At 71.0% G+C, this 12,392-nt stretch carries 6 protein-coding genes; all 6 read left to right on the top strand.

Going from position 1 to position 12,392, the window contains the following annotated elements:
* Positions 1 to 38: 38 nt before the first annotated feature.
* The 6 genes from ilvD (at position 39) to FHS08_RS15845 (ending at position 12,389) form a co-directional block, all read left to right on the top strand.
* The gene (gene ilvD / locus FHS08_RS15870; RefSeq protein WP_167041380.1) at positions 39 to 1,757 is read left to right on the top strand and encodes a dihydroxy-acid dehydratase; all 1,719 of its coding nucleotides are present in this window, start codon (positions 39 to 41) and stop codon (positions 1,755 to 1,757) included.
* A 45-nt stretch (positions 1,758 to 1,802) separates the two neighbouring features.
* On the top strand, positions 1,803 to 3,611 hold the full coding sequence (locus FHS08_RS15865) for an acetolactate synthase large subunit (RefSeq protein ID WP_167041377.1): 1,809 nt from the start codon (positions 1,803 to 1,805) through the stop codon (positions 3,609 to 3,611).
* Between the two features lies 1 nt (position 3,612).
* Complete coding sequence (ilvN, locus tag FHS08_RS15860) at positions 3,613 to 4,122, top strand: acetolactate synthase small subunit (protein ID WP_167041374.1); 510 nt, start codon at positions 3,613 to 3,615, stop codon at positions 4,120 to 4,122.
* 43 nt (positions 4,123 to 4,165) lie between these two features.
* Positions 4,166 to 5,191, top strand: coding sequence for a ketol-acid reductoisomerase (gene ilvC / locus FHS08_RS15855; RefSeq protein WP_167041371.1), 1,026 nt, complete (start codon positions 4,166 to 4,168; stop codon positions 5,189 to 5,191).
* Positions 5,192 to 5,543: 352 nt separating this feature from the next.
* Positions 5,544 to 8,906 (top strand): ExeM/NucH family extracellular endonuclease, encoded by a 3,363-nt coding sequence (locus FHS08_RS15850; protein ID WP_243847535.1) that lies wholly within the window; start codon positions 5,544 to 5,546, stop codon positions 8,904 to 8,906.
* Positions 8,907 to 9,119: 213 nt separating this feature from the next.
* Positions 9,120 to 12,389, top strand: a complete 3,270-nt coding sequence (locus FHS08_RS15845) for a lamin tail domain-containing protein (RefSeq protein ID WP_167041368.1) — start codon at positions 9,120 to 9,122, stop codon at positions 12,387 to 12,389.
* The last annotated feature ends 3 nt before the right edge of the window (positions 12,390 to 12,392 follow it).

Here is a 12,392-nt window from a genome sequence, read left to right as displayed (position 1 = left end):
GGGAGAGCGACCCGTCCTGCGGGAATAGGATTCAGGGTATGCCCAACGACCCGCGCATCCCCGACTCCGCGATCGACATCAAACCCCGAAGCCGCGTCGTCACCGACGGCATCGAGGCCACGACCTCGCGAGGCATGCTCCGCGGCGTCGGCATGGGAGACGAGGACTGGGACAAGCCCCAGATCGGCATCGCGTCGAGCTGGAACGAGATCACCCCCTGCAACCTGAGTCTCGACCGTCTCGCGCAGGGCGCGAAGGAGGGCGTGCACTCGGGCGGCGGCTACCCGCTGCAGTTCGGCACGATCTCCGTCTCCGACGGGATCTCGATGGGCCACGAGGGCATGCACTTCTCGCTCGTCTCGCGCGAGGTCATCGCCGACTCCGTCGAGACCGTCGTCATGGCCGAGCGCCTCGACGGCACCGTCCTGCTGGCGGGCTGCGACAAGTCGATCCCCGGCATGCTGATGGCGTCCGCCCGCCTCGACCTGTCGAGCGTCTTCCTCTACGCGGGCTCCATCGCCCCCGGCTGGGTCAAGCTCAGCGACGGCACCGAGAAGGAGATCACGATCATCGACTCCTTCGAGGGCGTCGGCGCGTGCCTCGCGGGCCGGATGTCGGAAGCCGACCTCAAGCGCATCGAGTGCGCGTTCGCCCCCGGCGAGGGGGCGTGCGGCGGCATGTACACCGCCAACACGATGGCCTCCGTCGCCGAGGCCCTGGGACTCAGCCTCCCCGGCTCCGCCGCTCCGCCGTCGGCCGACCGCCGCCGCGACTACTTCGCGCACCGCTCGGGCGAGGCGGTCGTCAATCTCCTGCGTCAGGGCATCACGACGCGCGACATCCTCACGAAGGAGGCGTTCGAGAACGCGATCGCCCTCGCGATGGCCCTGGGCGGCTCGACGAACGTCGTCCTGCACCTGCTCGCGATCGCGCGCGAGGCGGAGGTCGAGCTGAGCCTGCACGACTTCAACCGCATCGGCGACAGAGTCCCGCACGTGGCCGACATGAAGCCCTTCGGAAAGTACGTCATGAACGACGTCGACCGGCACGGCGGCATCCCCGTCATCATGAAGGCGATGCTCGACGAGGGGCTGCTCCACGGCGACGCGCTCACCGTGACGGGCAAGACGCTCGCAGAGAACCTCGCCGACCTCGACCCCGACCCGATCGACGGCACCGTCATCCACACGTTCGACAACCCCATCCACGCGACGGGCGGCCTCACGATCCTGCACGGCTCGCTGGCGCCCGAGGGAGCCGTCGTGAAGACCGCGGGCTTCGACGCATCCGTCTTCGAGGGGCCCGCGCGCGTCTTCGAGCGCGAGCGCGGCGCGATGGACGCGCTGGAGGCCGGTCAGATCGAGGCGGGCGACGTGGTCGTCATCCGCTACGAAGGCCCCAAGGGCGGTCCCGGCATGCGCGAGATGCTCGCCATCACGGCGGCCATCAAGGGCGCGGGGCTCGGAAAAGATGTACTACTCTTGACGGACGGTCGATTCTCAGGCGGCACAACCGGACTGTGCATCGGCCACATAGCACCCGAAGCGGTGGACGCAGGTCCCATCGCCTTCGTGCGCGATGGTGATCTGATACGGGTCGATATCGCGGCTCGCACTCTCGACCTACTCGTCGACGAGGCCGAGCTGAGCTCCCGCCGGGAAGGCTGGGAGCCGCTTCCCCCGCGCTATACCCGTGGCGTCCTGGCCAAGTACTCCCGACTCGTGCGTTCTGCCGCAGAAGGCGCGGTCACGGGGTAGCTCCGGCGACAGCACCCTCCCATCTCCCACTCGAGGAAGATCACCATGCCCTCCGATTCCGCGTTGGCCGTGCCTCGGCCTCCCGTCCGCACCGCGTCCGCGTCCGCGCCCGTGCTCACCGGAGCGCAGGCGGTCGTCCGCTCGCTCGAACTGCTCGGCGTCACCGACGTCTTCGGGCTGCCCGGGGGCGCGATCCTCCCGGTGTACGACCCGCTCATGGACTCGACGGCGCTGCGCCACATCCTCGTCCGTCACGAGCAGGGCGCAGGCCACGCAGCCGAAGGTTATGCCGCCGCGTCGAACAAGGTCGGCGTCGCGATCGCGACGTCCGGCCCCGGCGCGACCAACCTCGTGACCGCGATCGCCGACGCGTACATGGACTCGGTGCCGATCGTCTGCATCACTGGCCAGGTCTTCTCGAACCTCATGGGGACCGACGCCTTCCAGGAGGCCGACATCGTCGGCATCACGATGCCGATCACGAAGCACTCGTTCCTCGTGAAGAAGGCCGAAGACATCCCCGGCGCGATCGCCGCGGCCTTCGAGATCGCCGGAACAGGGCGCCCGGGCCCCGTGCTCGTCGACATCACGAAGGATGCGCAGCAGGCCGAGGTGCCGTTCGTGTGGCCTCCGCGCGTCGACCTGCCCGGCTACCGTCCCGTCACGAAGGCGCATGGCAAGCAGATCCAGGCGGCCGCGCAGCTGCTCGCGCAGGCGAAGAAGCCCGTCCTGTATGTGGGCGGCGGCGTCATCCGCTCGCGTGCGTCGAGCGAGCTGCTCGCCCTCGCGGAGTCCACGGGCGCTCCCGTCGTCACGACGCTCATGGCCCGCGGCGCGTTCCCCGACTCGCACGCGCAGCACCTGGGCATGCCGGGCATGCACGGGACAGTCCCGGCCGTCCTCGCGCTGCAGGAGGCCGACGTCCTCGTCGCGCTCGGCGCGCGCTTCGACGACCGCGTGACGGGCAAGGCGGCGCTGTTCGCCCCCGGCGCGCAGGTCGTGCACGTCGACATCGATCCCGCCGAGATCTCCAAGATCCGCACGGCGGACGTGCCGATCGTCGGCGATCTGCGCGACGTCCTCATCGACCTGGATGCCGCATACCGCGGCGCGACCGCCGGCGCGACCCCCGACATCCGGGAGTGGTGGTCGTTCCTCGACGGTCTGCGCGACGAGTTCCCGCTCGGATACACGCAGCCCAGCGACGGACTGATGTCGCCGCAGTACGTCATCCAGCGGATCGGCGAGCTCACCGGCCCCGAGGGCGTCTACGCCGCCGGGGTCGGCCAGCATCAGATGTGGGCTGCGCAGTTCATCAAGTACGAGCGCCCCAACGCGTGGCTCAACTCGGGCGGCGCGGGCACGATGGGCTACTCGGTTCCCGCGGCGATGGGCGCGAAGGTCGCAGAGCCCGACCGAGTCGTGTGGGCGATCGACGGCGACGGCTGCTTCCAGATGACGAACCAGGAGCTCGCCACCTGCACGATCAACAAGATCCCGATCAAGGTGGCGATCATCAACAACTCGTCGCTGGGCATGGTGCGGCAGTGGCAGACGCTCTTCTACGACGGCCGCTACTCGCACACCGACCTGAACACGGGCCACGACACCGTCCGCATCCCCGACTTCGTCAAGCTCGCCGAGGCGTACGGCTGCCTCGCGATCCGCGTCGAGAACGAGGCGGACGTGGATGCCGCGATCACGCTCGCGCTCGAGACGAACGACCGCCCCGTCGTCATCGACTTCGTCGTGAGCGCCGACGCGATGGTGTGGCCCATGGTGCCGCAGGGCGTGAGCAACAGCTACATCCAGTACGCGCGCGACCACGCGCCGGCGTTCGAGCAGGAGGACTGACGTGTCGAGTCATGTGCTGAGCCTCCTGGTGGAGGACAAGCCGGGTCTTCTGACCCGCGTCGCGGGGCTCTTCGCCCGCCGCGGCTTCAACATCGAATCGCTCGCCGTGGGCGTCACGGAGGTGCCGGGACTGTCCCGCATCACGGTCGTCGTCGACGTCGAGGAGCTGCCGCTCGAGCAGGTGACCAAGCAGCTGAACAAGCTCGTCAACGTCATCAAGATCGTCGAGCTCGACTCCGCGGCATCCGTGCAGCGCGAGCACATGCTCATCAAGGTGCGTGCCGACAACCAGACCCGCTCGAATGTCCTCGAGGTCGTGAACCTCTTCCGCGCGCAGATCGTCGACTACGCCGCGGACGCGCTCGTCGTCGAGGTGACAGGCGACAAGGGCAAGGTCGAGGCCTTCCTGCGCGCGCTCGAGCCGTTCGGCATCAAGGAGCTCGCCCAGTCGGGCCTGCTCGCGATCGGCCGCGGCGGCAAGTCCATCACCGAACGCGTGCTGCGCGGCTGACCCCCGAACTCACAGAACCGAAACCCAAGGAGAAACACACACCATGGCCGAGATCTTCTACGACGACGACGCCGACCTGTCGCTCATCCAGAGCAAGAAGGTCGCGATCGTCGGCTACGGCTCACAGGGCCACGCGCACGCGCAGAACCTGCGCGACTCGGGCGTCCAGGTCGTCATCGCGCTCAAGGACGGCTCGAAGTCCGCCGCGAAGGCGCAGGAGGAGGGCTTCGAGGTCAAGTCCGTGGCCGACGCGGCCGAGTGGGCCGACCTCATCATGATCCTCGCGCCCGACCAGTACCAGCGCGGCATCTTCACGGAGTCCATCAAGGACACGCTGACCCCCGGCAAGACGCTCGCCTTCGCGCACGGCTTCAACATCCGCTTCGGCTACATCCAGGCGCCCGAGGGGGTGGACGTGATCCTCGTCGCGCCCAAGGCGCCGGGTCACACCGTCCGCCGCGAGTTTGTCGCGGGCCGCGGCATCCCCGACATCATCGCGGTGGAGCAGGATGCCTCGGGCCAGGCGTGGGACGTCGCGAAGGCGTACGCGAAGGCCATCGGCGGCACCCGCGCGGGCGTCATCAAGACGACCTTCACGGAGGAGACCGAGACCGACCTGTTCGGCGAGCAGGCCGTGCTGTGCGGCGGTGTGTCGCAGCTCGTGCAGTACGGCTTCGAGACGCTGACGGAGGCCGGCTATCAGCCGCAGATCGCCTACTTCGAGGTCCTCCACGAGCTCAAGCTCATCGTCGACCTCATGTGGGAGGGCGGCATCGCGAAGCAGCGCTGGTCGGTCTCCGACACGGCCGAGTACGGCGACTACGTCTCGGGCCCGCGCGTCATCGACCCGCGCGTCAAGGAGAACATGCAGGGCGTCCTCGCCGACATCCAGTCGGGCGCGTTCGCGCAGCGCTTCATCGCCGACCAGGACAACGGCGGCAAGGAGTTCTACGAGCTGCGCGAGAAGGCGGCCCAGCACCCGATCGAGGAGGTCGGCCGGGAGCTGCGCGCCCTGTTCGCGTGGAAGCAGCAGGACGCCGACTACGTCGAGGGCTCCGCCGCGCGCTGACCCGCACGAGTCGTGGCGCCTTCCGCGCAGCCCGAAGACGCGCAGCCCGAAGACCCTCGGCGCATCCCGCCGAGCACGGCTTGACACAAGCCACACGAGCCCGGTCCCTTACAAGGGGGCCGGGCTCTCGGCATCCGTCAGCGCTTCATGGCGATGCCGGGCCGGCTGCCGCCGCATACGGCAGGCAGGCGAGGCGCGATCCGCGCAGTTCGCCGCGACCCGCGCGAGGTCCTTGTCGGAACTGTTCACCTCCTCGTAACGTGCATGCATCGGAACGAGCCCGCCGGCCACGGCATCATGGGCGAGGTCCATCCCGCCCGGTCATGCATCCGGGCCATCACCGAAGGAGCCCATGCCAGTGCGCGCGACGAGATCCATGACGGGAGGGCTCACAGCCCTCGTTCTGATCGCGGGAGGAGCGCTCGTCGCGCAGCCGGCAGCGGCCGTGCCGACCCTCGACTCTCCCGTCGTCATCAACGAGATCTACGGCGGCGGTGGCAACTCGGGTGCGACGTACACCCACGACTTCGTCGAGCTGTACAACCCCACGGCCCAGCCCGTCGACCTCTCCGGATGGTCGGTGCAGTACGCGTCCGCCGCCGGCGCCTCCTGGCAGGTGACGGCGCTCACCGGCACGATCGCCGCGGGCGGGTACTTCCTCGTCGGCGAGGCGCAGGGCGCGAGCGGCACGACGACACCCGTGTTCGACACGTCAGGGTCGATCGCGATGAGCGCGGCCAGCGGAAAGGTCGCGCTGGCGTCGTCGACGGCGCCGATCCTTGGATCGTCGGGCGACTCCGTCGTCGACTTCGTCGGATTCGGGGCCGCGAACGCGTTCCTCGGAGCCGCCGCCGCCCCCGTGCTCGACAACACGACGTCGGCCTCGCGGAGCGACACGCACGCCAACACGCTCGACAACGCGGCCGACTTCGTCGCGGGCGCTCCTACTCCGCAGAACGCGGCCGGCGGCACGGACCCCGGCACGGACCCCGGCACGGACCCCGGCACCGACCCCGAGCCGGCGTCGTCGCCCGTCGTCATCAACGAGATCTACGGCGCGGGCGGCAACAGCGGCGCCGTGCTCGACCAGGACTTCGTCGAGCTCTACAACCGCACCGACGCTCCCGTGTCCCTGACCGGCTGGTCGCTCCACTACGCGTCCGCGACCGGCGCCTTCAACAACCGCACGGCGCTGAGCGGCAGCATCCCCGCCCACGGCTACTTCCTCTACGGCGGAGCGAGCGGCACCACGGGTGCCCCGATCCCGACGCCGGATGCCACGGGATCGCTCAACCTCTCGGGGACGACCGGCAAGGTCGCGCTGACCAGCACGGCCGTGGCACCGACATCGCCCGCCGACCCGCAGGTCGTGGACTACGTCGGGTTCGGCACGGCCGGCGCATTCCTCGGCACGGGCCCCGCGCCCGCGCCCAGCGCGACGAGCTCGACCTCCCGGAACGAGACCCACGCCGACACGCGCGACAACGCGGCCGACTTCACGGCCGGCGCGCCGACGCCGCAGAACGCGGGCGGCGAGGACCCGGGCGAGGACCCCGACCCGGAGCCCGGCACCGCGAAGACGATCGCCGAGATCCAGGGGACCGGCGCCGCTTCGCCGCTCGTGGGGCAGACCGTCACGACCGAAGGCGTCGTCACGGCCCGCTACCCGTCGGGGTCGGGCCAGTTCGCGGGCTACGTCATCCAGACACCCGGCACAGGTGGAGCCATCGACCTCGCTGCGCACACGGCGTCCGACGCGGTGTTCGTCTTCTCGGGCGCGACCGTCGGGAGCGTCGCGCTCGGCGACCACGTGCGCGTCACGGGCGGGGTGAGCGAGTTCTTCGGCCTCACCGAGCTCACGGTCGCGGCCGGCGGAGTCACCGTGCTGACGGATGCCGCGGCGCCCGTCGCGCCCGTCTCGGCGCTCTGGCCCGCGACGGACGCCGCGCGCGAGACGCTCGAGTCGATGCTGTACGCGCCGGCCGGAGACTTCACGGTGTCGAACACGTACAGCACGAACCAGTACGGCGAGGTCGGGCTCGCGGCGGGCGCCATCCCGCTTCTGCAGCCCACCGAGGTCGCGGACGCGGGCTCCGCGGAGGCGCTCGCGGTCGAGGCCGACAACGCCGCGCGGCGGGTCGTCCTGGACGACGGCACCTCCGTCAACTTCCTCAGCTCCGCGAACAGCGCGCTCACGCCGCCGTACATCTCGCTCGACGAGCCCGTCCGGGTCGGAGCATCCGTCACCTTCACGGCTCCCGTCGTCGTCGACTTCCGCAACGACGTGTGGAAGCTCAACCCGACGACTCCGTTCCTCGCGGGCGGCACGTCGCCCGTCTCGTTCGAGGACGACCGCACGGCGGCGCCGGCTGCCGTCGGCGGCGACTTCTCGATCGCTTCGTTCAACGTCTTGAACTACTTCACGACGCTGGGCGAGGACCTTGCGGGCTGCTCCTCGTACAACGACCGCACGGGCGACCCCGTGACGGTGAACTCGTGCCCGGGCACGGGTCCGCGCGGCGCATACGAGCCGGAGGACCTCGCTCGGCAGCAGGCCAAGATCGTCGCCGCGATCAACGCGCTCGACGCGGATGTCGTCGGTCTCCTCGAGATCGAGAACTCGCTCTCGGTGGACGGGGTGGCGGACGAGGCCCTCGCGACCCTGGTCGACGCGCTCAACGCAGCGGCGGGCCGCGCCAAGTGGGCGTTCGTCCCGTCGTCGGCCGACCTGCCGCCGGCGCAGTTCCAGGATGCGATCACGAACGCGCTCATCTACCAGCCGGCGGCCGTGAAGCTCGCGGGTGCGCCGCGCGCGCTCGGCACGGAGAGCAGCGACACGGGCGCGTTCGCCAACGCGCGAGAGCCGATCGGCGCCTCCTTCGCCCCCGTCGACGGCGGCGAGCCGGTGTTCGTCGTCGTCAACCACTTCAAGTCGAAGGGCTCGGCGGGCCCGTGGCCGGGCGACGCCGACACGGGCGACGGACAGGGAGCCTCCAACGAGTCGCGCGTGCGCCAGGCGACGGCGCTCGCGACGTGGGCGCCGATCGCGGCCGGCGACACGGAGGCGATCGCCCTCGTCGGCGACTTCAACTCCTACACGCAGGAGGATCCGCTGCAGGTGCTCTACTCGGCCGGCTACGTCGACGCCGCATCCGCTCTCGCCCCGGGGCAGTACTCGTACTCGTTCGACGGCCTCTCCGGCTCGCTCGACCACGTGCTCCTCAACGGCGCGGCCCGCGAGCGTGCGGAGGGCGCAGACATCTGGGAGATCAACGCCGAGGAGTCGATCGCCCTCGAGTACAGCCGATACAACTACCACGGCACGCTCTTCTACGCGCCCGACCAGTTCCGCTCGAGCGACCACGACCCCGTGATCGTCGGCCTGGACGCGGGCGAGATCGCGCCGACCGAGCCCGCCTGGGCGGCGCGCACGGTCTACAGCATGGGCGACAGGGTCTCGTACGCCGGCAAGGTGTTCGTCGCCCAGTGGTGGACGCAGAACCAGGCGCCCGGCGACCCGTACGGTCCGTGGGCGGAGGTCGGCCAGTCCGTCCGATGCGACACGGCGACGCTGCAGCAGTGGACCGCCTCGTGGGTCTACACGGGCGGCGAGACCGTCGTGCACGATGGTGAGCGCTGGCGCGCCAAGTGGTGGACGCGAAACCAGGTGCCCGGCGACCCCTACGGGCCGTGGCAGCCGCTGGGTGCGTGCTGATCGGCGGGTGCACGCCGATCGGCTGATCGCGCCGTCCCGTCCGGCCGTCGCCTTCCCCTCGGGGAAGCGGCGGCCGGACGCATGCGGGCTGCGGCAGGCCTGCGCGGTCCTGACGCGCCCCGTTCACCTCGGTGACGGGGTGCGTCCGCGGGCGGTTCATCTCCGTCCGCGACCCTCGCTGGCGTGCGCGTCGCGTTGCGTCTCACGGCGATTATGGCAGTGTCCCTCTTCGTGACGGCGGCGATCGTCGCCACCCCGCGGGATGCCGCGCATGCGACGTCGAGCGGCACGGCATCCGTCCTCATCGACGAGATCTCCGTCGGCGGACCCGACGGGCGGGCCGGCGGCTTCTTCGAGCTCCGCAACCACGGCGACCGTCCGGTCGACCTGACGGGCTGGGCGGTCTTCCGGTGCAGCGTGGCAGGGCTGCGCGCCAAGCCCACGAGCCCCGAGATCGACCTGACCGGCACGGTGCTCGCTCCGGGCGAGCGGCTGCTCGCGGCGCACATGGGATGGCGCGGCCCCACCGCGGGCGAGACCTTCACGCAGAGTCTTCCCGCCGAGGGGTTCGGTCTCGTCGTCGTCGACCCGACCGGTGCCGTGGCCGACGGGGTGGCGCAATACCCGAACACGCCCGCGCCGACGCAGAGCGAATGCGCTCGCACCCCGAACCTGCCTGCGACGCTGGCGATCGGGCTGAGCGAGAGCTGGCAGCGCACCGACGACGGGTGGGTGCGCGCGAAGGCGACGCCGGATGCCGCGAACGCCACGGCGCCCGACACGGGGCCGCCGTCGGCCCTGCGCATCGACGAGGTCGCGGCGGCCGGCCCCGCGGGGCACGGCGACGACTTCGTCGAGCTGCGCAACACGGGCTCGGCGCCGCTGTCCCTGGAGGGCTGGCGGCTCTACCGCTGCACGGCGAGGGGCATGCTCGACGCCGGCACGCTCCAGCACGAGTTCCGCGCGGGCGATCGCCTCGCGCCCGGCGCCCGGCTCGTTGTCGGGGGCCCGGACTTCTCCGGCGAGGCGCGCGTCCGTACCGCGACCTCGCTCGCCGACCTGGTCTCAGGGGTGCTCCTCGTCTCGCCGGAAGGGCTCCGCGGCGACGGGATCTCCGTGTCGTCCCGCGGGGACACGGCCTGCCAGACGGGCGACGACAAGCTCCCGGCCGTTCTCGACCACCGCTCGGGGGAGAGCTGGCAACGGCAGCAGGACGGCTCGTTCGCCGTCGCACTGCGCACCCCCGGCGCGCGCAACGCGCCCGGGCGCGCGCTCGTCGACGAGCGGTTCGCGTACCCGTCCAGCCCGGCCGTCGCCCTCAGCGAGGTCTCGACCGACCCCGGGATCGACGGCGTCGCACGACGCAACTACGCCGAGCTCGGCAACTACGGCCGCGCCTCCGTCGACATCTCGGGGTGGCGGCTGGTCGCGTGCGGCACGGACGGCTTCCGCCGATTCGACGACCTCGCGGTCGTCCCGGACGGCACGCGCCTCGCGCCGGACGATACCTGGCTCGCCGCCCTCGACGGCACGCCGGACGCGGCCTCGGCCGACGCGCGGTACGCGACGCCGCTGGCCCTGACGGGCGCGGGCGTCTGGGTCGAAGACCGCGAGGGCCGCCGGGTCGACAGCGTCGGCATCTACCACCGCAACGAGATGGACGAGAGCGTCGACCGCGTGAGTCCGTGCACGAAGGGACTGCCGCTGCCGACGTTCGGCACGGACAGACTCCGAGGCGAGACGTACCAGCGGGCGGGCTTCACAGGCGACGACTCCGTCGACTTCGTGCCCGCCGTCGCGACGCCGGGGCGGATCGACGAGCGGGCGCCGGTCGAGCTCGCCTCGCTCGCCGCGCACGCGCTCGCGGGGGCGCGGGCGGCCGCCGACACGGTCGGAGCGACGACCCTCGCCGCCGCACACGCGGCGGCGCCGGCATCCGGAGTCCCTGCCCGCGTGCTCGCCGCCTTCTCAGGATCCTCCGGCGCGCCGCTGGTCTCGCGATCCCTCGACGGCGAGACCGACCTGGACCCCGCAGCGCCCGCGCTCTCGCGCGACGACGGCTACGGCTTCCCCTACGTGCGTCTGCGCATCGCGCTTCCTGCCGGCGCATCGGCGGTCGGCTGGGCGGGACGCACGATCGGACGATCCGCCGTGCGGCTGTCCGCGTGGGATCGGGACGCCGCGGCTTGGCGCGCGCTCGACGAGGCAGCGGGAGCCCGCACGGCGCACAGCGGCACGGCGGACGAGACCGTCTCGCTGACGGGACGACTCACCGCGTCGCAGATCTCCGACGGCACGGCCGACCTGCTGGTGCAGGTCGTCGAGCGCCGCAACGCGCCCGCCGCGGACGCCGCCGCGATCGCCGACCCGTCCGACTACGACGTCGCGATCAGCCACCTCACCGACACGCAGTACTACAGCGAGGCGTACCCCGAGGTGTACGCGGGGGAGGTCGCGTGGATCGCCGCCAATGCGGCGCCGCGCAAGATCGCGTTCGCGACGCACACGGGCGACCTCATCCAGAACTGGGTCGACCCCGACCAGACCGAGCCGCGCGCTCGCCGAGAGTTCGCCGTCGCATCCGCGATGCAGCGCGTGCTCGACGACGCGGGCGTCGCGAACAGCGTCCTCCCCGGCAACCACGACAACAAGCGAGGCGTGAGCAACGACCTGTTCAACGAGTTCTTCCCGCCATCGAGGTATGCCGACGCGCCGTGGTACGGCGGATCCATCGCGCCGGGCGACAACAGCGCCAGCTGGTCGGAGTTCACGGCCGGGGGCGCGCGGTTCGTCATGCTGTCGCTCCCGTATGCGTACGGCGAGCGGGAGATCGCGTGGGCGGAGGGCGTCGTCGAGGCCCACCCCGACGCGAACGTCGTCATCTCGACGCACGAGCACGTCACACCGAAGCTCCGCGACGCCGTCGCGACGCGGTCGACCTCCTCCCGGTGGGTCTCGCATGCCGATCGGCTCTGGGAGCGGGTCATCGCTCCGCATCGCAATGTCGTGACCGTTCTGTCGGGGCACTTCCACGGGCTCGGAGCGATCGTCACGGAGGACGCGGGCGGACTCGAGGGGCACACGGTCCTGGAGGCGCTGGCCGACTATCAGGAGTTCCGTACGCACACGGGTGAGCGTGCGACGGGGTTCCAGCGTCTCCTGCAGATCGACCTGGGCGCAGGCTCGCTCGCGGTCGACGCGTTCTCCGTCGCCCTCGACGCGACGTCCAGCCACCCGTACGACTACGAGCAGTTCGTCCCCGACAACGGGCTCGAGACGACACCATCGAACGAGCGACCCTGGCGGATCCTCGAGGACGGACTGCAGCAGCGCTACACGGCGGCCGACGACGCCTTCGCCGTGCCGCTCGCGCTGCAGTACGCGAAGGCGGTCGAGACGGACGGCGTCTGGACGGACGACGGCAGAGGGCCCGCCTTCGACCGGATCGGGATCCGGTCGAAGGCGAGCCCTCGCGTTCAGTGACGG

The organism is Microbacterium ulmi, from assembly GCF_011759705.1.
Lineage (GTDB): Bacteria > Actinomycetota > Actinomycetes > Actinomycetales > Microbacteriaceae > Microbacterium > Microbacterium ulmi.
This window is presented reverse-complemented; position numbering and strand designations above follow the sequence as displayed.

What these genes read in the sequence shown, in the direction of transcription:
- ilvD (WP_167041380.1), top strand. Translation starts at nt 39, where the DNA reads ATGCCCAACGACCCGCGCATCCCCGACTCCGCGATCGACATCAAACCC.
- FHS08_RS15865 (WP_167041377.1), top strand. Translation starts at nt 1,803, where the DNA reads ATGCCCTCCGATTCCGCGTTGGCCGTGCCTCGGCCTCCCGTCCGCACC.
- ilvC (WP_167041371.1), top strand. Translation starts at nt 4,166, where the DNA reads ATGGCCGAGATCTTCTACGACGACGACGCCGACCTGTCGCTCATCCAG.
- FHS08_RS15850 (WP_243847535.1), top strand. Translation starts at nt 5,544, where the DNA reads ATGCCAGTGCGCGCGACGAGATCCATGACGGGAGGGCTCACAGCCCTC.
- FHS08_RS15845 (WP_167041368.1), top strand. Translation starts at nt 9,120, where the DNA reads ATGGCAGTGTCCCTCTTCGTGACGGCGGCGATCGTCGCCACCCCGCGG.